The organism is Streptococcus sp. IsoGale022 (genome assembly GCF_031142805.1).
Taxonomy (GTDB): Bacteria; Bacillota; Bacilli; order Lactobacillales; family Streptococcaceae; genus Streptococcus; species Streptococcus sanguinis_A.
Genome location: NZ_JAKZJI010000017.1, coordinates 26,891 through 50,412 on the forward strand (window position 1 = coordinate 26,891; position 23,522 = coordinate 50,412).

A 23,522-nucleotide genomic window follows, 5' to 3' on the forward strand; every position below is an offset into this window, starting at 1 on the left:
CATATAAGCTGGCTCTTCGTTTGTGTTTATACATTCAGCACCTTGTCTAGGAAATCCTTGAGACGTGGATGCTGTGGATTGTCAAAGATTTGGTCAGGCTTGCCGTCTTCTAGGAATTCACCATCAGCGGTAAAGATAGCGCGGTTGGCCACTTGACGGGCAAAGCCCATCTCATGGGTCACAATCAGCATGGTCATACCTTGCTGAGCCAGATCCTTCATAACATTGAGAACGTCGCCGACCATTTCGGGGTCAAGAGCAGAAGTCGGCTCGTCAAAGAGCATGATGTCTGGATTCATGGCCAGACCGCGAGCAATAGCTACCCGTTGCTTTTGACCGCCCGATAAGCTGTCAGGGCTGGCATCTGCCTTATCAGCTAAGCCGACCTTTTCCAAAAGCTCCATACCCAGCTTATTTGCTTCGTCTTGGGTCAAGCGCTTGTGCTCAACAGGAGCAAAGGTGATATTTTCCAGAACGGTCATGTGCGGGAAGAGGTTGAAGTGCTGGAAGACCATACCGATATTTTCACGGACCAGATCCACGTCAGTCTTTTTGTCCGTCAGATCAAAGCCATCAACCGTGATAGTCCCGCTGGTCACTTCCTCTAGCAGATTGAGGCTGCGCAGGAAGGTTGACTTGCCAGATCCAGAAGGACCTATGATGCAGACCACATCGCCCTCGTAAAATTTAGCAGTAATTCCCTTTAGGACTTCGTTTTCCCCGTAATATTTATGAAGATCATTCACATCGATTTTTAATTTTGCCATTACTTAATCCTCTTTTCTAAGCGTTTTGCCAAGCGGGTCAAGAGCGTGATAATGATGAGATAGAGCACGGCTAGGATAGCATACATGCGGAAACTCTGATAGTTGCGGGCGATGATGTCCTTACCAGTTTTGAAAAGCTCGGCCAGTCCAATGGCTGAAACTATGGTTGTATCCTTGAGTGCGATGACAAACTGATTGACAAAGTTTGGCAGCATAATCTTGGTTGCCTGTGGTAGGATAATCTTGCGCATGGTCTTTGAGTAGGAAATCCCCAAGCTGCGGCTAGCTTCCATCTGTCCAACTGGAACGGCTTGGATACCCCCGCGTACAATTTCAGCGATATAGGCGCCAGCATTGAGAGAGAGGGCGATGGTTCCTGCAACGAAAGCATTGATTGGGCTTTGTTGACCAGTCATGGATTCGATTAGGTTAGGAATCCCCCAGAAGATAAAGGCTGCCACAATCATCAGTGGAATACCACGAATGACATCGACAAAGATTTCTGCAATCCAACGCAGCGGTTTATAAGGGCTTACGCTGAACATACCAAAGATAATCCCGATGACCAAAGCAATCGCAAATGAAATCAGAGCCAAAGCAATCGTCACTCCCAGACCTTTAAGAAGTTCTTGGTAATTGTTTTGCAGCAAGCCCCAAATAGTGGACTCATCTACAGTGGATTCTTTTTCTTCGCTAGCCAGATACTTGTCTAAAATTTCTTGGTACTTGCCGCTTTCTTTCAGGTTGGCCAGCCCATTGTTAAACATCTCAATCAGCTCAGGATTGCTGCCTTTTTTAACTGCGAAAGCGACTTGGCCGCTTGGTGTACCTTCGATAGGTGTTTTAAGCTTCTTGCCTTGTTTGATAGCGTATTTGACAACGGGCTCATCATCCATCACAGCTGCGACAGAGCCAGTATTAAGGCTGTCATACATGGAAGCTGCATCTGAGAATGTTTTAATAGAGTAGCCGTACTTGCTCTTGTTTTCTTCAAGGAAAGTCTGAGAAGCGGTACCAGTTTTGACACCGACGGTTTTGCCCTTGAGTTCCTCGTAGGACTTGATATTGCTGCTGTCCTTGACTGCCAAGATAGAGTTGGCTGTATAGTAAGGATCCGAATAATCAAAAGTTTTCTTGCGGGCATCGGTGACAGACATGCCGGCGATAATTCCGTCAGCCTGACCGGTCTGAACGCTATTGATAGCTGCATCAAAGCCAGGGTTAGTTACTTCCACAGTAAAGCCTTGGTCCTTGGCAATAGCCTTAATCAGCTCCATGTCAATACCAGTATATTGGTTGCTGTCATCTTGGAAAACAAAAGGAGCAAAAGATGAGTCGCTGGCAATAATGTATTTGTCTTTTGTCGGAGTAGCTTTTTGACCAGCAGGAGTAGAAGTCTCTGGAACGGCGGAGTCAGAGCTGCCTTTAGAAGCCGTCCATTTATTAATGATTTCATCCAGACTGCCGTCTTCCTTCATCTGTGCCAAAGCCTCGTTAAACTCAGTAACTAAGTGCTCGTGCTTGCTGCCTTTTTTGACACCAAAAGCAAAGCTTCCAACAGCCTCACCCTTCATAGAAATTTTCAAGTTTTGACCTTGATTGATGGCGTACTCAATGACCGGCTGATCATCCATCACTGCATCGACATCACCAGCAGAAAGGCTATTATACATCAAGTCACCTGTGTCAAAGGTTTTGAGAGTGAAGCCGTACTTATCCTTGTTCTTCTCAAGGAAACGTTGGGCAGCTGTACCGGTTTTGACACCGACTTTCTTCCCTTTCAGCTGTTCATATTTGCTGATGGTGTTTGCCTTGGTCGTCGCGATAACGACCTTAGTGTCATAGTAGGTATCAGACATGGTAAAGACTTTTTCACGCTCGCTTGTCTTGGTCATACCAGCCATGATGGCATCCGCCTGGCCAGCTTGGACCGCATTGACAGCTGCATCGAAGCCCGGGAAGCTCATGTCAATGTCCCAGCCTTTGATTTCTGCGACCTTGTTGATGATATCAACGTCAATCCCCTTGTAAGTCTGATCAGAATCTTTAAATTCAAATGGTGCGTAAGCAGTATCAGATACGATTTTGACCGTATCTGCCTGGGCTGTCACCCCTAACGCAAAAAATGGAAATAATGTTAGCAAGACTGCTAAGAATTTTTTCTTCATTTTCTTCCTCCTTTTTAGCATTCTAGCATTATAGCAAAAAAACACTGATTAGGCAAATTTCTCCTGTTTTTATGTTAGGTTTTCTGACATACAAACTCTTTGTTTTTGTAAGTTGAGCCGCATCTTTTCTTTGTTCTTAGCGTAAAGTCTGCTATACTGGAAATAAATGAAAGCAAGGATAGAATGAGGTTCTTATGAAAAAATCACGTATCTTGGACGGAGTCAATCAAGCTCGCTTTGTTTCTCCTTATATTTTGTCTCTTTTACTGGCAGTTGTTTTCGTGCAAGGAGGACAACAATTGGCCTATCTGGCTTTGGAGCCAATTTCGGCTGTCCTCAGTCTTATGATCGGTTTCTTAGGGCAAGGTGGATTCTTTGAAATCTTCTTCAATTTTGCCCTGCCTTTTCTCTTGTTCGGCTTTGTATTTATGATACTGGCTCTCTTTCTTTGGGTGCGCTGGGCTGAAAGACGACCGCTCGCGACTCTAGGTTTTGTCAAAAAAGGAAGCTTGGTGGAGCTGGTCAAAGGATTGGCAGTAGGCTTTCTCCTCTTTAGTCTAGTCGCTCTGCTTATGCTGTTGAGCGGAGCCGGCTCTTTTGAATGGGGACAGCTGACGCTGGAACCTTTCCTCTATATCCTGATTTTGCTTCCGTTCTGGATGATTCAAGGGGGAGCAGAAGAGCTAGTGACACGAGCTTGGCTGCTGCCAGTTGCTGTCAAAAAGACCAACCTGCCCATCGGTTTGCTAACTTCGAGCCTGCTCTTTGCCCTCTTGCATCTGGGCAATCCAGATATTGGTATTCTTCCTATTCTTAACATTGCCTTATTTGGCCTCTTTGCAAGTTTCTATCTGCTTCAGACGGACAATGTCTGGGGGATTATAGGACTTCATGCTGCTTGGAACTTTAGCCAAGGCAATATCTACGGTTTCAGCGTTAGTGGTACTGGCGTTGACGCGGCAGTCCTGAACTTTATTCCAAAGTCGGACCAGAGTTGGCTAACTGGTGGAGCTTTCGGCGCTGAAGCTTCTATTTTCAGCTCGCTTGTTCTCTTGCTGGCCGTTTTTTACTTGCTTATCAAGATGAAAAAAGACGGTAGCTTGACAGAGATAGTGGGAAAGACAGAATAACTATGCGAACAGCTTTCTTTTGCTCGCCCTAAAATAATATGCTATAATAAATTCAAACAAGGAAAGGAATAATGATATGTTTAAATCTCGTATGTTAGATGCTATCAAGCAATCACGTTATATTCCGCCGATTTGGTTGGCTATCTTGATTGCTATTGGTTTTGTTTATGTAGGTCGTTTTGCTGGAATGTTCGGAATGTTTCCGATTGGGCTTGTTATTGGTATTTTGTTCCGTGCGACAAATCCCACTGGCGGCCAAGCAGCACTTATGGAGTTTTTCCGTCACTATAGTCTATTTTTTGAACTATTTACTTTCTTTTTTATCGCTCTTGTTGTCTTTCTCTGGGTTCGATATCGTGAGAAGCGTCCTTTTTCTAGTCTGGGATTCTATAAACAAGACTGGTTCAAAAATCTCCTCAAAGGCTTCCTTATCGGAGCAGTTCAGTTTTCAATGGTTGTGGTCTTGCTCTTGGTTACAGGGACAGGCAGTCTGAAATTAGGTCAGGTTAGCTTGCAGTCTTTGATTTTTGTTGTAGCTATCATTCCTTTCTGGATTCTCCAAGGTGGGACAGAAGAGCTAGTGACGCGTGGTTGGCTCTTTCCAGCAGTTAGCGATAAGTCAAATATCTTCATTGGTATCTTGATTTCTAGCGCTCTATTTGGGGCTCTGCACCTCTTTAACCCTGGTGTGAGCATTCTTTCTATTGTCAATATCATACTAGACGGTATCTTTGCTTGTTTCCTTATGCTCAAGTATGACAATATGTGGGTACTGGCTGGTATGCACGGCGCTTGGAATTTTGTGCAAGGAAATATCTACGGTATTCAGGTCAGTGGTCAAGGAGCATCTACCTCAATCTTGAACTATAGCTCGCAATCTTCTGTGGATTTGCTATCCGGTGGGGCTTTTGGTGCTGAAGGATCTATTTTTGCCAGTATCGTCTTGATTGGCTGCATTGCCTATCTTTACTGGTCACTCAAGAAAGAAAATCGCCTGCCTCAAGCGCTGATCTTTAAGAAATAACCATTTCGCCCAGTTGAGCTGGGCTTTTTTGTCTTTTAACGAGATGTGTGACATGGGACAGACGATGGTAGAAGCGTGGCCATTCTACCTACACCCAAATCCAGAGAAAATAGGGCAAATATGGTAAAATGATAGAAGCACAATTTAAGGAATAAAAGATGATTAACAGAATAACAGATAATAAATTTGAATTGGTTTCCAAGTATGAGCCTTCAGGTGACCAGCCCCAGGCTATCGAGCAGCTGGTGGACAATATCGAGGGAGGCGAGAAGGCCCAGATTCTCATGGGGGCGACTGGTACTGGTAAGACCTATACCATGAGTCAGGTTATTGCTCAGGTCAACAAGCCGACTCTGGTTATCGCCCATAATAAAACGCTGGCCGGCCAACTTTATGGTGAGTTCAAGGAGTTCTTCCCCAATAACGCTGTGGAATACTTCGTTTCCTACTATGATTACTACCAGCCTGAAGCCTATGTGCCTTCCAGCGATACCTATATCGAAAAGGATAGCTCGGTCAATGACGAGATTGACAAGCTCCGTCACTCAGCGACATCAGCCCTCTTGGAGCGTAACGATGTGATTGTCGTGGCTTCGGTATCTTGTATCTATGGTCTGGGATCGCCTAAGGAATACTCCGACAGCGTGGTTAGCCTGCGTCCTGGACTAGAGATTTCTCGTGACAAGTTGCTCAATGACTTGGTTGATATCCAGTTTGAGCGCAATGACATTGATTTTCAGCGGGGGAAATTCCGAGTTCGTGGCGATGTGGTGGAGATTTTCCCAGCTTCTCGTGATGAGCATGCCTTTCGGGTGGAGTTTTTCGGAGATGAGATTGACCGGATTCGTGAGGTCGAAGCCTTGACAGGGCGAGTTTTGGGTGAGGTGGACCATTTGGCCATCTTCCCAGCCACTCACTTCGTAACCAATGAAGACCACATGGAAGTAGCCATTGCCAAGATTCAGGCGGAGCTGGAGGAACAGCTGGCTATCTTTGAGAAGGAAGGCAAACTTCTGGAGGCTCAGCGCTTGAAGCAGCGCACAGAGTACGATATCGAAATGCTGCGTGAAATGGGTTATACGAATGGTGTTGAGAACTATTCTCGCCACATGGATGGTCGAAGCGAAGGAGAGCCTCCTTATACCCTTCTGGATTTTTTCCCTGATGATTTCTTGATTATGATTGATGAGAGTCATATGACCATGGGACAGATTCGGGGCATGTACAATGGCGACCGCTCTCGTAAGGAGATGCTGGTTAATTATGGTTTCCGCCTGCCGTCTGCCTTGGACAACCGTCCGCTGCGACGAGAAGAATTTGAAAGCCATGTTCACCAGATTGTCTATGTATCGGCTACGCCGGGAGACTATGAAAATGAACAGACGGATACTGTTATTGAGCAGATTATCCGACCGACAGGGCTTTTGGATCCAGAAGTAGAAGTCCGCCCAACCATGGGGCAGATTGATGACCTTTTGGGAGAAATTACTGCGCGTGCGGAGAAGAATGAGCGGACCTTTATCACAACCCTGACCAAGAAGATGGCGGAAGACTTGACGGACTACTTCAAGGAAATGGGTGTCAAGGTCAAGTACATGCACTCGGACATTAAGACCTTGGAACGGACCGAGATTATCCGTGATTTGCGCTTGGGTGTCTTTGACGTTCTGGTTGGGATTAACCTGCTGCGCGAGGGAATCGACGTGCCGGAAGTTAGTCTAGTAGCCATTCTTGATGCGGATAAGGAAGGTTTTCTGCGCAATGAACGTGGCCTGATCCAGACCATTGGCCGGGCAGCCCGCAACAGTGGGGGGCATGTGATTATGTATGCGGACACCATGACCCAGTCCATGCAGCGAGCTATCGATGAAACTGCCCGCCGTCGGGCAATCCAGATGGCATATAATGAAGAGCATGGCATTGTACCGCAGACCATCAAGAAAGAAATCCGTGACCTAATTAGCGTGACCAAGGCAGCCCTGCCAGACAAGGAAGAAACCGTCGAAATCGAAAGCCTCAACAAGCAAGAACGCAAGGACATGATTAAGAAACTCGAAGGTCAGATGCAAGAAGCGGCCGGACTTCTGGACTTCGAGCTGGCAGCACAGATTCGCGATATGATTCTGGAAATAAAGGCGATGGATTAAGGGATATCAAGGAGAAAAACAAATGGTCATCACTATCAAAGCAATGAAAACAGCTGAGGAGATAGAAGGGAAATCCCGAGTTCATTGGCAGACATGGCGTGAATCTTATGATGGCATCTTGCCCGCGGAATTTCAAGAGCAGATGACTTTGGATAAGTGCCGGTTTTATAGTCAAAAGTATCCTGAGAATACCTTGATTGCCTTGGATGATGCTAAAGTGGTTGGCTTTGTTAGCTACGGTGATTTTCGAGATTCAGCTACGATAGCGGGTGAAATTTTCGCCTTGTATGTCTTAAAAGATTATTATGGCAAGGGTGTAGGACGGCAGCTCATGCAGGCAGCTTTTGCTGCCTTGGATAATTATCAAGAGACTGTATTATGGGTTTTAGAAAATAACAAACGTGCCATCGCCTTTTATGAAAAAATGGGTTTTGTTTTTGACGGCGAGGAAAAGATCATTGACCTAGGAAAAGCTGTGAAAGAAAAACGGATGATTTACTCGAAAAACTCTAACAGTTAGTTTGGAAATAATAGATATATTTGTAAGGAGCATTATATGCGTTATGCGCTTTTACTCCGCGGCATTAATGTCGGCAGGAAAAACAAGGTCGTTATGGCTGATTTGAAGAAAGATTTAGTTGGGTTGGGTTTTGAAAATCCAGTTTCCTACATAAACAGCGGCAATCTTTTCTTTGATAGCGAGGAGCAAGAGGAGAGGATTCGGGATATATTGTCGGCTTATTTCAGTCGGTCTTACGATTTCCCTCTACCTTTCGTCCTTGTCAGCTCTGCCATGCTTCAAAAAGAAACAGCAAATCTGCCTACTTGGTGGCAGGATGAAACAGCTTTTCGGCGAGATGTTCTCTTTTATCTGCCGGAGACAGATAGGGAGAGTGTTCAAGAGCTAGCAGGCAGCTGGGCGAATGACAAGGAGCAGCTACATTTCGGGCAGACAGCTTTCTTTTATAGCAATGCTGACCAAGCGGACTATCTCAAATCCAACTACCATAAGAAACTGCTCAAATCTAGTTTCTACAAACAACTAACCATCCGAAACGGCAAGACTTTCCAGAAGATTATGGAGTTGGTGAATGAAAATTAAAACCAAAAAGAAAAATAAAAACAAAAGAAAAGTAAAAGTTCAGGGGAATAAGTTTAGTCTTTGGTTGGAAAAACATCGGGTAGTAGAAGCTTTTTTAAATTTTTTAGTCTTAATAGTTGTTGCGATTGGTGTGGGATATTTAACTTTTGGTAATGAGAGCATTCCTGCTCCGCTTCATGAGTTTAAATATATTAGCCCTTTATATTTAAATTTGACACTCTTGATTGTTCTTCCATATTATTCCTGGTTTGGAAGTCTAAGAGAAGAAGGGCTCAACACACTAAAAGGTTTTTCAGAATTTTTTCTTTATCTTAATGGTCTAGGTTTTCTTTTGCATTATTTTGTAGGAATAGAATTAGAAGACGGAGAGGGGTTTCTGCCACCATTGTGGAACCTGAATCCTCGCTATGTCTGGTTTCCGATTGCTACCTATCTAATCTTTTTCTTTATACCAGCATTAACGATGTTGATTTTGAAATATAATGAAAAAAAGAGGAAAAATCATGACAAAAGAAAATCTGTCTAAATTATTTTCATTTAAAACACTCTATCTGTCCTTGATAACCTTTGTCATTCTTCATTTGATTTTGTTAGCTTTTGGTCTATCCTTTACTCCGGTCTTGTGGAATAGCTGGTTTTTTATTCTTTGTTTGACCTTCTTTATCCATTCTTGGATAGTCTTTTTTAGGATAAGAGATTTTCATTGGTATCACCTCATTTTTGAATTATTCAGTGCACTAGTGGCACTTTATCTTTGGTTTTCGGCATTCTTTGCTTTGTCAATCATTCCGAATCCAGCCATGCCTATCAATATAGACTATCATATACAAGATAAAGAAATCATCATTGTCAGAGGTTTTGTGGTCCATAGTACCTATGAGCATCATGAATTGATTAATCCTTTTGTCATGAAGTCAGAAGTGAAATATAACGAAGATATGTTTTAATAACTTAGAAAGCGAGTGAATCCATGTCACGTTCCCAAGAAACAATCCTAACAAACATCTGCCTTGTTGAAGATGTGTCGCGCGGTAAACTTCTAATGCAATATCGCTCTCCTGAGCGCTATCGTTGGTCTGGATATGCCTTTCCTGGTGGGCATATTGAGAAGGGCGAGTCTCTCCATGATTCGGTTGTCCGTGAGATTTTAGAGGAAACGGGTTTGACTATTAGTCATCCAAAACTGGTCGGAGTTAAGAACTGGCATACGGATGAAGGGATTCGCTACATCGTCTTTTGCTACAAAGCGACTGAATTCTCTGGTCAGATTCATTCGACAGAAGAGGGCGAGATTTCTTGGGTAGACAAGGGTAGCCTGCCACAGCTGGACTTGGCTTACGGTATGCTAGAACTTCTACGAATGATGGAAGATGAGGAATTATCCGAATATTACTATCACGAGCGCATCGAAGGCGGTTGGCGCAAGAGTATGTACTAAAAAGACTGACTAGGTTGGTGTCTAATCAGTCTTTTTTTTCTTGTTATTCATTCCTGTAAAAATCCTAGGTCCCTCAAGGCAGCTTCTACATAATCCAAATCCTGCTGGGAGTCGGCTTGTACTAGGTGATAGTGGACTCCATCTGTCAGCTCAGATAAGGGGCGAAAGGCACAGGATGCGACCTGTTGGAGAAAATGTTGGACATCTCGGCGGCAGGTCAGCTTCAGGTAAGTCTGGATTTCGCCGTAAACTGGATGCTCAATCAAAATAGTCTGTACGCGGCCACCATTGTCCACGATAGCCAGCAGCTCAGCTTCCATATCCTCAGCCCTATGCTGAACCTTGAAGAGCTGATGAACAGCAGCGTTTTCTTGGTGGTCTTTATAAAGATAGCCACGATTGGTTGAGAGGATGGGGGCACCATCAGCCCGCAAGAGGGCAATATCTTGCACGATAATCTGCCTGGTCACATGGAAATGTTCAGCAAGTGACTGGCCATTGAGGGCAGCAGATGATGTTTTCAAAAGGTCTAATAGTTCTTCTCGTCTTTGCTTGGTCATAGCTTCATTGTAAACCAAAAGTCAGGAATCTTCAAGCTCTAGCGAATCTTTTTCAGCGCTTGATAGATGAACTTAGCAATGACAAAGTCGACCATACTATGGATGATCGTACCAAGTCCAACCAATCCAAATAAGATATAGAAAGCATTAGCCGGATAGGCAGATGTTGTGTAAAAGAGGATACAGACGACCACTTCGCCAAAGGCATGAATCAAGGCCAGTAGGAAATTAAATATCCAAGTCTTCTTCTGGCTGTCCAGTGTTTCCGGGTGCTTTTGCAAATAAAGAGCGCCGATGATACCAAAGAGCAAGTGGGACAAGGCTCTGAGCGTGATGATAAAAGGAAGTCCGGACATTCCAAATCCAATGGCAGAACCAATCACGACAATCACCGTCATGAGAGGGGAAATAAACATAGCCAGAAAGATAGCGACGTGGCTGGCTAAGGTGAAGGAAGCGGGCGGAATGACAATTTTAATTGGCATAACCAGCGGGATAACAATAGCTAGTGCAGTCAAAAAAGCGGTCAGTGTCATAAACTGATTTTTAGATTTTGGTTTCATAGTGACTCCTTTTTATCTGTATATACACTAGTATAGTACACTGTTTTTGCAGAAAGGTCAAGACCTGTAGGAAATCCTAAAAGAGATTTGTCAAAATGCTTAAAATAGCTTATACTAGAAAGGTGTGGAAATAGGAGCAAACTAGATTTTTAGAATTGAGTTGACCTTCACATTGGTTAGTGTTCTGATGGACTTGAAAAATGAAAGAAGAGCTTAATCATATATAGAAGGCTGGTATAGGAATTTAGCAGCCTTGACTAGAAATGGAGAAAAAATGAACAACCTACCAAACTGCCCCAAATGTAATTCAGAGTATGTCTACGAAGATGGAACGCTCTTGGTCTGCCCAGAGTGCGCCTATGAATGGAATCCAGCTGAGGTCCAAGAAGCAGAAGAAGGACCAGTAGCGATCGATGCTAATGGCAATAAGCTGGCTGATGGCGACACAGTTACCTTGATTAAGGACCTGAAGGTCAAAGGAGCACCTAAGGATCTCAAGCAGGGAACGCGCGTGAAAAATATCCGCATCGTAGAAGGCGACCATAATATCGACTGTAAGATTGACGGCTTCGGTGCGATGAAGCTCAAGTCAGAGTTTGTTAAGAAAATTTGAGGTCTCTATGAATCGTCGTTTTATCTTAATTTATCGAATTATTCTTTTTATCCTGGCCTTTTTGGGTGTGTATCTGGAAATCACTAAGTATGGCGTGGGCATGCTCATGTACTATACGGTTTTGTCCAATCTCTTGGTCCTGCTCTTTACGGGTTATCTGGGCTATCTGATGATGAGACCTGGCGATGCTTGGAAGGCTCCGAAAATCTTGCGAATCAAGGGCGGGGTGACCATGTCCATCATGATTACTTGTGTCGTTTATCACCTCTTGCTAGCCCCAATTGCGACAGATTTTTACCGCCTAGAGAATTTTTTATGTCATTATATAGTACCCTTGGCGTTTCTTCTGGATACAGTAATCTTTGACAAATCGCGTCAGTACCGCTGGTTTGATCCGATTTCTTGGACAAGTGTGCCTTTGGTCTACATGGCCTTTGCTCTCTTTAATGGCTTTTTCTTGAAAATAGATATTCCAAGATCCAAGGACAATCCATTTCCTTACTTTTTCCTCAATGTCTTTAAGAAAGGCTGGCCTTATGTCATCCAGATGTGTCTGATTATCTTTGCAGCCTATCTTGTTTTTGGTTTTGTCTTTTACGGGATAAAATCCATCTCATTCTCAAAAAAGAAGACTTCTTAGAGACATGTACTTGTAGATGAAAAACAGATTTGCTCTGTTTTTTTTATATTGCTTCGATTTTTTCTTGCCAATATCAGATTTGTATGATATAGTTAACTAGTTAATTATTAACTGGTTAAATAAACAGGAGGAAAAAATGAAACACAATCAGAAACTGTTAGGTCTAGCAGGAATCATTCTTGCTTGTAACCTTTGCTTGGTGGCTTGTCAGTCTCAGCCGTCTCAACAGGAAAAAAGTAAGTATAAGGTTAAGACCAAGCAAGAAGTGAAGAAGAAAAGCAAGGCGACCAAAAAAGGACAAGTTCCTGGTGTTGATAAGCCGACGGATGATGGTTTTCTCTTCAAAAGCGAGTCTCAAATTAAAGCTAGAACTAGTGAAGGTTTGATTTTAGAGCATGATGGCCATACACACTTTATTTTTTATTCTGATCTAAAGAATAGTAAATGGGCCTATCTGATACCAAAAGATGGGCAAGTGACTGCGGGCTCAGGTCAGCTGGCAAATCAAATGAGCATTGCTGATGATGGCTATGTTTTTAATCCTAGAGACATTGTGTCGGAAGACCAATACGGCTATGTTGTGCGTCACGGGGATCATTTTCATTATATTTTGAAGCAGTCAGTGGGTAATCTTGCACAAGCACCGAGTTATCGTCCAACGCCGTCTAGCAATACTACTGGACCTGTTGATCAGCCAACGCTTAGGCCGTCTGTTCCCCAGCAGCAAGGGACAACTAAACGCCAGTTTGCTGGGATTGATTATCCTACAAGTGATGGATTCTTATTTAGAGGCACAGGGGTAACCGGCAAGTTGGCTACTGGCTTGCTGGCAGATCATAATGGTCATACTCATTTCATCCCCTATGAGCAGCTGATTGGTTCGTCTTGGGAGTCATTGATTCCAGCGGAACATAAGAAAGCTGCTGAAGATGCCTACTATGGCCGGCAAGGGCAAGCACAGCCTTCACCAGAACCGTTGCCAGCGCCAGCACCAGCTCCGACACCTGATCCTGCGCCAAATCCATTAGACGAGGAAAAAGAAATTGCTAAGAAAAAGGCCTATTTGGCTCAGCAATTAGGAATTGATGAAAGCTTGATTCAAGTGAGCGATACAGATAAAGGAAAGGTATTTATCTATCCGCATGGCGACCACAGCCATTCAACCTTGGTCAGTGAGATTGATACGACCAAGCATTTTGACCCTCATGGAAATCCGCACGCTCATGACGCAGTTGGTATGGCAACCTTGAAAACTCTAGGATTTGATGATGAGATCATTGAAGATATTTTACATGCTACGGCAGATACCCCATTCCCATCAGATGAGACGGATACGGAAAAGATGAAAGCCTGGCTGGCAACTGTGAAGTATCTAAATATCGGCCAGCGCAAAGATCCGCTGGAAAGAAAAGGCTTGGAACTGATGCCAAATATTGAAGTTCTGGGGATTGGCTTTACTCCGATAAAGGACATCAGACCAGTGCTTCAATTTAAACATTTAAAACAGCTGTGGATGACAAAGACAGGCGTTACCAACTATGATTTCTTAAAAGAAATTCCGACCTTGGAAGGCTTGGACATTTCCCAGAATGGCATCACTGATTTATCTTTTTTGAAAGATTATCCGAACCTCAAAACAGTGGCAGCAGCGGGAAATGACCTTACCGATATCTCACCTTTGGCGAAGCTGAAAAATCTGGAGTCATTGAACCTTGACTACAACAATATCTCAGATATTTCTGCTTTGACCAAGCTTTCAAAATTAAAAGCGGTAAGTTTAGAGCACAATCAACTGCAAGATGTTTCTGCTCTGAGCCAAAAAGAAGATTTAACAAGGCTTTTCTTATCCAACAATCCAAACTTAAATCTCAATACCCTCAAAGCTTCCCATCTGGAAGAATTAACAGCTGATAATTCCAATGTTGAGAGCTTGAACTTCCTGAAGTCTAATCCAAATCTGACAACTCTAAGCCTAAATGGCAATCGTCTGACTTCGCTGACAGGAGTTGAAGCTGCTAAGAACTTAGTTACCTTGTCCGCAAGTCAAAACAAGATTAAAACTTTAGACACTCCTGCTGCTCAGTCTTCCTTGAAGAATTTAAACTTGGGTGAGAATGAGCTGAAAAACTTGGAAGGAATTAATCAGTTTAGGGCTTTAGATAATCTGGCTGTCAACAAGAATAAAATCACAACCTTAGCGCTGAAGGAATCAAATAAGACGGTGACTTATATCAATGTCAGCGACAATCACATCCCTAAAGAAGAGCTTGAATTGAATGAAAATAAAATTCCGAAAGCCTTGGCGCAGCATTTTCCAGATGTTCAGGGGGGCAGCATTGACAATAATAAGCCTGCTGATGCAAAGGACGAAAAGAAGGAAGAGCCTAAGCAAAGTGAGCCTAATAATGCAGATGTCCAAGGGAATCCAGCATCCGATAAGCCAGCCTCAGCTGAAGCCAGCGTCCAAGTTACTTCAAACGATAATGAGCGTCCGACTGGATCTTCTGAAGTAGAGTTAAACAATCGTGATGAGAATCCAGAAAACTCTTCTAAGCCATCATCAGAAGAATTGCCAACTACTGAAAAGCCTGAATTAAAAGATGAGCTAGCTCAAGCAGAAAACAAAGAAAATCAAAAGGATCCAAAAGATAAGGAAAAGGCGGAGAAAGAGGCTAGTCACTAATCCTTACCCAGTCAAGCAGAAAAAATACAATTTTTTCTTGAAATAGTTTTGAATTTGTGATATAGTATAAAAAATTAAATAATCCTTTAATTCTATCCAGAGAGATAGACAAGGAGCAAGTAAAAAGATGGGTGGAGTGTAAGCAAGTGCGTCTTGTTTTAGCTTGCCTGACTAGATTTTTCTGAAGTCTCCTTGTAATAAGGAGACTTTTTCTGTTGTTTGAGGAGGAAAGAATGAAAACAAAAGAAGTTGTCGATGACATCACTATGAATCGCGCGATTACGCGGATTACCTATGAAATCATCGAGCGCAATAAGGACTTAAACCAAGTGGTCTTGGCTGGGATTAAGACCCGCGGGGTTCACTTGGCTCACCGGATTCAAAAGCGATTGGCTCAGTTGGAGAATATCGATATTCCAGTCGCAGAAGTAGACACCAAGCCTTTTCGCGATGATATCAAGGTTGAGGAAGATACGACAGTGATTCCAGTGGATATTACCGACCGTCAAGTAATCCTGATTGATGATGTTCTTTACACAGGAAGAACTATCCGAGCGGCTATTGACAATCTGGTCAGTCATGGACGGCCGTCTCGGGTTGGTCTGGCTGTCTTGGTTGACCGTGGCCACCGCGAGCTGCCCATTCGGGCAGATTATGTTGGCAAGAACATTCCGACTAGCCAAACTGAGGAGATTATCGTTGAGATGACTGAAACTGACGGTCAAGATCGCGTGTTGATTATGGGGGAGTAATAAGCTAAATGAGTCAAGATGTTAAGTATGATGTGCATGATATGCCAAAGCCAGGTTTGCTTTTAGGGCTATCCTTTCAGCACTTGTTCGCCATGTTTGGGGCGACAGTCTTGGTGCCAATTCTGGTTGGAATTGACCCAGCGGTAGCTCTTTTTTCCAGCGGTCTGGGAACACTGGCCCATCTGACTGTTACCAAATACAAGATTCCAGCCTACATGGGATCCAGCTTTGCTTATATTGCAGCCATGCAGATGCTGATGAAGACAGATGGTATCGGAGCGGTTGCACAGGGAGCCATCACTGGTGGTTTGGTCTACTTTATTGTAGCACTGATTGTTAAGTTTGCTGGCAATGCTTGGATTGATAAGGTGTTGCCGCCAGTAGTAGTTGGCCCCATCATCATGGTCATCGGTCTGAGCTTGGCTGGGACAGCTGTTAGCGATGTGATGAACAAGACTGTAGCTAATGGCGAAAAGGTTTATGATTTGACCTACTTCATTATCGGTATGGTTACTCTCTTGGCAGTCATCCTCTTTAATATCTATGGTAAGAAGATTGTGGGAATCATTCCAGTCTTGCTGGGCTTGATAGTCGGCTACATCTTTAGCTTGATTCTAGGGGCTGTGACTGGGCAGGAAATTGTGTCTTTTGCCAAGGTAGGAGAAGCATCTTGGTTCCACCTTCCGCCTATGAGTCTGCCTTTCTTGGACTACGATGTGAAATTTTACCCTAGTGCGATTTTAACTATGGCGCCTATCGCCTTTGTAACCATGACAGAACACTTCGGGCATGTCATGGTGCTGAATAGCTTGACAGGTAAGGACTTCTTCAAGGATCCAGGACTGGACAAGACCTTGACTGGTGATGGTCTGGCTCAGATTATTGCAGGGCTTTTCGGAGCACCGCCCGTGACTAGCTACGGAGAGAATATCGGAGTCATGGCGCTCAATAAAATCTACAGTGTCTATGTCATTGCTGGTGCAGCAGTGCTGGCTATTGTCATGAGCTTTGTGGGCAAGGTCTCAGCCCTGCTCCAATCCATCCCGAGTCCTGTGCTGGGTGGTATTTCCATCGCCCTCTTCGGAGTAATTGCTTCAAGTGGGCTCAAGATTCTGATTGAAGCACAGACCAACTTTGACAACAAAAAGAATCTCTTGATTGCCAGTGTCATCTTGGTATCTGGTATCGGCGGTCTGACCTTGCAGCTATCGGGTCTGCAAATCTCAGGAGTTGCCTTGTCAACTATTCTGGGAATTGTCCTCTATCTTGTCCTGCCTGAGCCCAAGGATTGAGCTAGGCGATAAATCATTAACTTTCGTTCAAAAATAGCTTGCTCTCAGAGCGACTTTACTTGCAGCACTCTGGAAGCCCTCATTCTTTCAAAAAGGAGAATTACATCATGTCATCCAATCAAATCGCTCTTAAGAACCTTGTTTCTATGGAAACTCTGTCAAATGAAGAAGTTATGGCCTTGATTAAACGCGGAATCGAATTTAAAAATGGCGCTAAAGTCCATTATAATGAGCAGCATATCGTGTCTAACCTTTTCTTTGAGTCATCTACACGGACCCACAAGGCCTTTGAGGTAGCAGAGTTGAAGTTGGGTTGCGATCTTCTGGACTTTGATGTCAAGACCAGCTCGGTCAATAAAGGAGAAACCTTGTATGACACTATCCTGACCATGTCTGCCCTCGGCGTTGATGTTTGTGTCATTCGCCACCCAGAAGTAGATTATTACAAAGAGCTAGTTGAAAGTCCAACAATTACGACTTCCATCGTTAACGGAGGAGACGGTTCTGGTCAGCATCCTAGTCAGAGCTTGCTGGACCTGATGACCATTTATCAAGAGTTTGGTCGCTTTGAAGGACTTAAGGTTGCGATTGCTGGTGACTTGGACCATTCGCGTGTGGCCAAGTCAAATATGCAAATTCTCAAGCGCTTGGGTGCAGAGCTCTACTTTGCTGGTCCTGAAGAATGGCGGAGCCAAGAGTTTGCGGACTATGGTAAGTTTGTCACTATTGATGAGGTGATTGATCAAGTGGATGTCATGATGTTCCTGCGCGTGCAGCATGAGCGTCATGACTACGAGTCCATCTTTTCTAAAGAAAATTACCACAGACTGCATGGTCTGACTCAAGAGCGGTATGACCGCATGAAAGATACTGCGATTCTGATGCATCCGGCTCCAGTTAACCGCGATGTAGAAATTGCGGATCATCTGGTCGAAGCACCAAAATCACGTATCGTTGAACAAATGACCAACGGCGTCTTTGTCAGAATGGCTATTATCGAAGCAGTTCTGAAAGGCCGTCAATAATCTCGGACAGTAGGCCGGGAGTGGGTGAAGCTGTGTGAAGCAATCCCACTCCCTATTATTATATATCTTATGTGGAGGGTCGACAGGCAGTCTGCATCTTGGACAGGAGGGAACAATGGCAAAGAGACTTTTAATATTAGAAAACGGCATGATTTTCGAAGGGGAAGCTTTTGGAGCGGATCTTTTTGTGACAGGTGAAATCGTCTTTAACACAGGCATGACTGGCTATCAGGAATCGATTACGGACCAGTCTTATAACGGCCAGATTTTGACTTTTACCTATCCCTTGGTTGGAAATTATGGTGTCAATCGGGATGACTATGAGTCCATTTTACCGACTTGTAAGGGAGTGGTGGTCTATGAGTATGCACGTCGTGCCAGCAATTGGCGCCAGCAATTGTCTTTGGATGAGTTCCTCAAAATCAAGAAGATTCCAGGCATTTCGGGAATTGATACAAGGGCACTAACCAAGATTATCCGCCAGCATGGAACCATGCGAGCAACCATTGCCAATGCGGATGATAGTATTGAGCATTTGCAAGACCAGCTGCAGGCGACTGTTCTACCGACTGATAACATCAAGCAGGTGTCTACCAAGCAGTCCTATCCGGCTCCAGGAACGGGTCGCAGTGTGGTATTGGTGGACTTTGGTCTCAAGCATTCTATCCTGCGGGAGTTAGCCAAACGAAACTGCAGCGTGACAGTGGTGCCTTATGATACTAGCGCTGAGGAAATTCTCCAGCTCAATCCTGACGGCGTCATGCTGTCCAATGGACCGGGCAATCCAGAAGATGTGCCGGAGGCTCTGGACATGATTCGTGGTGTTCAGGGCAAAATTCCAATTTTCGGAATCTGTATGGGACATCAACTCTTCTCCATGGCTAACGGTGCCAAGACGCATAAGATGAAGTTCGGCCACCGTGGCTTCAACCATGCGGTGCGTGAGATTGCGACAGGCCGAGTTGACTTTACCAGTCAAAATCACGGCTATGCAGTCAGTCGTGAGGATTTGCCGGAATGCCTGATTGTGACTCATGAAGAAATCAATGATAAGTCCGTCGAAGGTGTGCGACATCGGGATTATCCTGCCTTTTCTGTGCAGTTCCACCCAGATGCTGCGCCGGGACCGCATGATGCAGACTATCTCTTTGATGAGTTTATGGAAATGATGGATGCCCATCAGGCTTACTAGGAAGCAAGATTGAGAGGTGCACTATGCCAAAACGTAAAGATATTCAGAAAATTATGGTCATCGGTTCTGGTCCTATCGTCATCGGCCAGGCTGCGGAGTTTGACTATGCAGGAACTCAAGCTTGCCTGTCCTTGAAAGAAGAGGGCTACAGTGTTGTCTTGGTTAATTCTAACCCAGCAACCATCATGACGGACAAGGAAATTGCGGACCGGGTTTATATCGAGCCAATCACGCTGGAGTTTGTTGCGCGGATTTTGCGTAAAGAGCGGCCAGATGCTCTGTTGCCTACTCTGGGTGGCCAGACCGGACTCAATATGGCCATGGAACTATCCAAGTCAGGACTTTTAGAAGAGCTGGGAGTGGAACTTTTGGGAACCAAGCTGTCGGCCATTGACCAAGCGGAAGACCGGGATCTCTTCAAGCAGCTGATGGAAGAGCTAGGCCAGCCCATCCCTGAGTCAGAAATTGTCAATACAGTGGATGAAGCGCTGGAATTTGCGGCTGGCATCGGCTATCCAGTCATTGTCCGTCCGGCTTTTACACTGGGAGGAACTGGCGGCGGTATCTGTAGCAATGAAGAAGAGCTGCAGGAAATCGCAGAAAACGGCCTCAAACTTTCTCCTGTTACTCAGTGTCTAATCGAGCGATCTATAGCGGGCTTTAAGGAAATCGAATACGAAGTCATGCGGGATGGCGCCGACAATGCGCTAGTCGTCTGTAATATGGAAAACTTTGACCCAGTCGGCATTCACACAGGGGATTCAATCGTCTTTGCGCCTAGTCAGACTATCTCAGACTATGAATACCAGATGCTGCGGGACGCCAGTCTCAAGATTATTCGTGCGCTGAAGATTGAGGGCGGCTGTAATGTGCAGCTGGCTCTGGATCCGCATAGTTTCAAATACTATGTCATCGAGGTCAATCCGCGGGTTTCCCGCTCATCAGCCCTTGCCTCAAAGGCGACTGGCTATCCGATTGCCAAGCTGGCGGCGAAAATCGCGGTCGGGCTTACATTGGATGAAATCATCAATCCGGTAACAGGCTCTACCTATGCCATGTTTGAACCGGCTCTGGATTATGTGGTCGCTAAAATTCCACGCTTTCCATTTGATAAATTTGAGCAGGGTGAGCGTCGTCTGGGAACCCAGATGAAGGCGACGGGGGAAGTCATGGCTATTGGCCGCAATATTGAGGAGAGTCTGCTCAAGGCCTGCCGCTCTCTGGAAGTTGGTGTGGACCACAATGAGCTGCCTGATCTCAGCCAAGTAGGTGATGATGAGCTGATGAGGAAGATTGTCAAGGCGCAAGATGACCGACTTTTCTATATCTCAGAGGCTATTCGTCGTGGTTACAGCCCAGATGAAATTGCTGAGCTGACTAAGATTGATGTCTTTTTCCTGGATAAGCTGCTCCATATTTACGAAATCGAGCAGGAGCTGGCCAGTCATATCGGAGATAGTTATGTGCTCAAGAAAGCCAAACAAAATGGCTTTGCGGATACTAAGATTGCTGCCTTGTGGGACATGACAGCTGAGCAGGTGCGTCGCATCCGGCAGGAGCAGAAGATTGTTCCGGTTTACAAGATGGTCGATACCTGTGCTGCTGAGTTCGAGTCTGCGACGCCTTATTTCTACTCTACCTATGGTTTTGAAAATGAATCTGCCAAATCCAGCAAGGAATCTGTTCTGGTGCTGGGCTCTGGTCCTATCCGAATCGGGCAAGGAGTCGAGTTTGACTATGCGACGGTTCATTCTGTAAAGGCTATTCAGGCAGCTGGTTATGAAGCGATTATCATGAATAGCAATCCGGAGACTGTATCGACCGACTTTTCTGTCTCTGACAAGCTCTATTTTGAGCCGTTGACCTTTGAAGATGTCATGAACGTTATTGAGCTGGAGCAGCCTAAGGGGGTTATCGTACAGTTTGGCGGTCAGACAGCCATTAATCTGGCAGAGCCTTTGTCCAAGGCTGGTGTGAAGATCTTAGGTACTCAAGTAGCGGACTTGGATCGGGCTGAGGATCGGGATCTCTTTGAGCAAGCGCTGAAGGAACTGGATATTCCGCAGCCGCCGGGTCAGACGGCCACTAATGAAGAGGAAGCAGTAGAGGCTGCTCGTAAGATTGGCTTCCCTGTTCTGGTGCGACCTTCCTATGTCTTGGGTGGCCGTGCCATGGAAATCGTAGAAAACGAAGCGGATCTACGCTCTTATATGCGGACAGCGGTTAAGGCCAGTCCAGACCATCCGGTTTTGGTTGATTCTTACATTGTTGGGGATGAGTGCGAGGTGGATGCCATTTCAGATGGCCGTCAGGTCTTGATTCCTGGGATTATGGAGCATATCGAGCGGGCAGGGGTTCACTCAGGGGATTCCATGGCGGCTTATCCGCCGCAAACCTTATCTCAGAAAGTCAAGGATACTATTGCAGACTATACCAAACGTTTGGCTCTGGGACTCAACTGTATCGGCATGATGAATATTCAGTTCGTCATCAAAGATGAGCAGGTCTATGTCATTGAGGTCAATCCGCGTGCCAGCCGGACTGTTCCTTTCTTGTCCAAGGTGACCGATATTCCAATGGCGCAAGTAGCGACTCGTTTGATTCTTGGGGAAACTTTGGCAGAGCTGGGTTATGAAGACGGTCTTTATCCAGAAAGTTCCATGGTTCATATCAAGGCGCCAGTCTTCTCCTTTACCAAGCTGGCCAAGGTTGACAGTCTTTTGGGACCTGAGATGAAGTCTACCGGCGAAGTCATGGGCAGTGATCGCACGCTTGAAAAGGCGCTCTACAAGGCCTTTGAGGCTTCCTATCTCCATCTGCCAAACTTTGGTAATGTCGTCTTTACTATTGCAGATGACAGCAAGGAAGAAGCCCTGCAGCTGGCTCAGCGTTTTGCCAATATTGGCTATGGTATCTGGGCAACAAAGGGAACAGCCTCTTATTTTGAAAATCATGGCCTACACGTCCGTCTGGTGGAAAAAATCGGCAGTGATGATCACAAGGACATCCCAGCCTATATCCGCAAGGGCAAGGTTCAGGCTATTATCAACACAGTCGGAACCAAGCGGACAGCTGACAAGCATGGTCAAATTATCCGTAGCTCAGCTATTGAGCACGGAGTGCCCCTCTTCACAGCCTTGGACACAGCTGATGCCATGCTGAAGGTGCTGGAAAGTCGCAGTTTCACTACAGAAGCGATATAGAGATGGAGTTTTCAGTTCCAGATTGTCATTTGACAGTCTGGAAGTCGGAAAAGTAATCTTATACAGTTAAGCTTGAAAAATGCATCTGTCCAAGCTTATACTGTCATTGAATAGTAATAGCAAATAATGTTTCAAATATATTGAAATTAAAAGCAAAGTGGAAGTGGGAAAGAATCCTACTTCCACTTTGCTTTATTTTCTTAAAACAACTTGACAAAGAAGTTGACAAAGTGTATGATATTAACCAGTTAATAAACTGGTTAATAATGAGTTAAGGAGATATTGTGAAACGAGCTTCAAAAATCTTAGTATGCCTTAGCCTGCTGTCCCTGGCCTTGTGTCTCGGGGCTTGTCAGTCTCAAAAGGAATCCAGTCCATCCAGTCCGTCGCAAGGATTGAAGATCGTAACCAGCTTTTATCCTATTTACTCCATGGTTAAGACCATATCGGGCGATCTGAATGACGTGCGCATGATTCAGTCTAGCAGCGGTATTCATGATTTTGAGCCTTCAGCCAATGACGTGGCAGCCATCTATGATGCAGATGTCTTTGTCTATCACTCACGGACTTTGGAGTCCTGGGCTGGAGAGCTGAATCCTAGTCTCAAGAATTCCAAGGTTCAAGTCCTTGAGGCTTCTCAGGGAATGGAGCTGGATCGAGTCGCTGGTTTGGAAGATGTCCAAGCGGGAGAGGGAGTGGATGAGAAGACGCTCTATGACCCCCATACCTGGTTGGATCCTCAGAAGGCTGCGGAAGAAGCTCAGATTATCGCCGACAGGTTATCAGAGCTGGATAGCGACCATCGGGAGACTTATCAGGCCAATGCCCGAAAATTTCAAGAAGAGGCTAAAAAACTGACAGAACGCTATCAGAAGATTTTTGATAAAGTGCCCAACAAGACCTTTGTCACCCAGCATACTGCCTTTTCTTATCTGGCCAAGCGCTTCGGGCTGACCCAGTTGGGCATTGCTGGTATTTCACCGGAGCAGGAGCCTAGTCTGCGCCAGCTGACAGAGATAGAAGACTTTGTCAAGGAGCACGAGGTGAAGACCATTTTTGTGGAAAGCAATGCTTCTTCCAAAGTGGCTCAAACCTTGGTCAAGGCGACCGGTGTAAAAATCAAGGAGCTGAATCCTCTGGAAGCAGACCCAGCTAACCAACTATCTTATTTAGAAAATTTAGAAAAAAATTTAGCCGTTTTAGCTAAAGATTTGAAAGGATAA

General features: G+C 44.9%; 21 protein-coding genes. 17 read left to right on the plus strand and 4 right to left on the minus strand.

Annotation, left to right across the window (positions count from 1 at the left end; translation table 11 throughout):
• Positions 1-26 precede the first annotated feature (26 nt).
• A complete protein-coding gene (locus RG608_RS09010; RefSeq protein WP_268687526.1) occupies positions 27-767 on the minus strand; it encodes an amino acid ABC transporter ATP-binding protein in 741 nt (246 codons plus the stop codon).
• Entirely contained in the window at positions 767-2,935 is a 2,169-nt protein-coding gene (locus RG608_RS09015) for an ABC transporter substrate-binding protein/permease (protein ID WP_268687525.1), read from the minus strand. Before RG608_RS09015 ends, RG608_RS09010 begins: the two co-directional genes overlap by 1 nt.
• Before the next feature lie 194 nt (positions 2,936-3,129).
• On the opposite strand from RG608_RS09015, the gene RG608_RS09020 reads away from it, so the two are divergent.
• From RG608_RS09020 to RG608_RS09055, 8 genes are all read left to right on the plus strand, one after another.
• Positions 3,130-4,065, plus strand: coding sequence for a CPBP family intramembrane glutamic endopeptidase (locus RG608_RS09020; protein ID WP_268687524.1), 936 nt, complete (start codon positions 3,130-3,132; stop codon positions 4,063-4,065).
• A gap of 76 nt (positions 4,066-4,141) precedes the next feature.
• Positions 4,142-5,089, plus strand: a complete 948-nt coding sequence (locus RG608_RS09025) for a CPBP family intramembrane glutamic endopeptidase (protein WP_268687523.1) — start codon at positions 4,142-4,144, stop codon at positions 5,087-5,089.
• Positions 5,090-5,247: 158 nt separating this feature from the next.
• On the plus strand, positions 5,248-7,236 hold the full coding sequence (gene uvrB / locus RG608_RS09030) for an excinuclease ABC subunit UvrB (RefSeq protein WP_308946866.1): 1,989 nt from the start codon (positions 5,248-5,250) through the stop codon (positions 7,234-7,236).
• A gap of 22 nt (positions 7,237-7,258) precedes the next feature.
• Entirely contained in the window at positions 7,259-7,756 is a 498-nt protein-coding gene (locus RG608_RS09035; RefSeq protein ID WP_308946867.1) for a GNAT family N-acetyltransferase, read from the plus strand.
• A 36-nt stretch (positions 7,757-7,792) separates the two neighbouring features.
• Positions 7,793-8,338, plus strand: coding sequence for a DUF1697 domain-containing protein (locus tag RG608_RS09040; protein WP_308946868.1), 546 nt, complete (start codon positions 7,793-7,795; stop codon positions 8,336-8,338).
• On the plus strand, positions 8,328-8,864 hold the full coding sequence (locus tag RG608_RS09045) for a hypothetical protein (RefSeq protein ID WP_308946870.1): 537 nt from the start codon (positions 8,328-8,330) through the stop codon (positions 8,862-8,864). The genes RG608_RS09040 and RG608_RS09045 overlap by 11 nt, the downstream gene beginning before the upstream one ends.
• On the plus strand, positions 8,842-9,285 hold the full coding sequence (locus RG608_RS09050) for a hypothetical protein (RefSeq protein ID WP_308946871.1): 444 nt from the start codon (positions 8,842-8,844) through the stop codon (positions 9,283-9,285). The genes RG608_RS09045 and RG608_RS09050 overlap by 23 nt, the downstream gene beginning before the upstream one ends.
• A 23-nt stretch (positions 9,286-9,308) precedes the next feature.
• Positions 9,309-9,776 (plus strand): 8-oxo-dGTP diphosphatase, encoded by a 468-nt coding sequence (locus RG608_RS09055; protein ID WP_308946872.1) that lies wholly within the window; start codon positions 9,309-9,311, stop codon positions 9,774-9,776.
• A gap of 47 nt (positions 9,777-9,823) precedes the next feature.
• Here RG608_RS09055 and RG608_RS09060 read toward each other — a convergent pair whose 3' ends face one another.
• Positions 9,824-10,354 carry a transcription repressor NadR gene (locus RG608_RS09060; RefSeq protein WP_308946873.1) on the minus strand — a complete coding sequence of 177 codons (531 nt, stop codon included), beginning with the start codon at positions 10,352-10,354 and terminating at the stop codon, positions 9,824-9,826.
• A 20-nt stretch (positions 10,355-10,374) separates the two neighbouring features.
• Positions 10,375-10,899 carry an ECF transporter S component gene (locus tag RG608_RS09065; protein WP_308946874.1) on the minus strand — a complete coding sequence of 175 codons (525 nt, stop codon included), beginning with the start codon at positions 10,897-10,899 and terminating at the stop codon, positions 10,375-10,377.
• 274 nt (positions 10,900-11,173) lie between these two features.
• Here RG608_RS09065 and RG608_RS09070 point away from each other — a divergent pair, with 274 nt between their 5' ends.
• The 9 genes from RG608_RS09070 (at position 11,174) to RG608_RS09110 (ending at position 23,522) form a co-directional block, all read left to right on the plus strand.
• Positions 11,174-11,512: a zinc ribbon domain-containing protein YjdM gene (locus RG608_RS09070; protein WP_002897401.1), complete on the plus strand. Its 339-nt coding sequence runs from the start codon at positions 11,174-11,176 to the stop codon at positions 11,510-11,512.
• Positions 11,513-11,519: 7 nt separating this feature from the next.
• A complete protein-coding gene (locus tag RG608_RS09075; protein WP_308946875.1) occupies positions 11,520-12,152 on the plus strand; it encodes a Pr6Pr family membrane protein in 633 nt (210 codons plus the stop codon).
• A 136-nt stretch (positions 12,153-12,288) separates the two neighbouring features.
• A complete protein-coding gene (locus RG608_RS09080; protein ID WP_308946876.1) occupies positions 12,289-14,835 on the plus strand; it encodes a pneumococcal-type histidine triad protein in 2,547 nt (848 codons plus the stop codon).
• 233 nt (positions 14,836-15,068) lie between these two features.
• Positions 15,069-15,587, plus strand: coding sequence for a bifunctional pyr operon transcriptional regulator/uracil phosphoribosyltransferase PyrR (pyrR, locus tag RG608_RS09085; protein ID WP_002904664.1), 519 nt, complete (start codon positions 15,069-15,071; stop codon positions 15,585-15,587).
• Between the two features lie 8 nt (positions 15,588-15,595).
• Positions 15,596-16,879, plus strand: coding sequence for a uracil-xanthine permease family protein (locus RG608_RS09090; protein ID WP_049547679.1), 1,284 nt, complete (start codon positions 15,596-15,598; stop codon positions 16,877-16,879).
• A 107-nt stretch (positions 16,880-16,986) separates the two neighbouring features.
• The gene (locus RG608_RS09095) at positions 16,987-17,904 is read left to right on the plus strand and encodes an aspartate carbamoyltransferase catalytic subunit (protein ID WP_308946878.1); all 918 of its coding nucleotides are present in this window, start codon (positions 16,987-16,989) and stop codon (positions 17,902-17,904) included.
• Between the two features lie 115 nt (positions 17,905-18,019).
• Positions 18,020-19,096 (plus strand): carbamoyl phosphate synthase small subunit, encoded by a 1,077-nt coding sequence (locus tag RG608_RS09100; RefSeq protein ID WP_227963548.1) that lies wholly within the window; start codon positions 18,020-18,022, stop codon positions 19,094-19,096.
• A gap of 23 nt (positions 19,097-19,119) precedes the next feature.
• The gene (carB, locus tag RG608_RS09105) at positions 19,120-22,299 is read left to right on the plus strand and encodes a carbamoyl-phosphate synthase large subunit (protein ID WP_308946879.1); all 3,180 of its coding nucleotides are present in this window, start codon (positions 19,120-19,122) and stop codon (positions 22,297-22,299) included.
• Between the two features lie 284 nt (positions 22,300-22,583).
• Positions 22,584-23,522 carry a metal ABC transporter solute-binding protein, Zn/Mn family gene (locus RG608_RS09110; RefSeq protein ID WP_268687509.1) on the plus strand — a complete coding sequence of 313 codons (939 nt, stop codon included), beginning with the start codon at positions 22,584-22,586 and terminating at the stop codon, positions 23,520-23,522.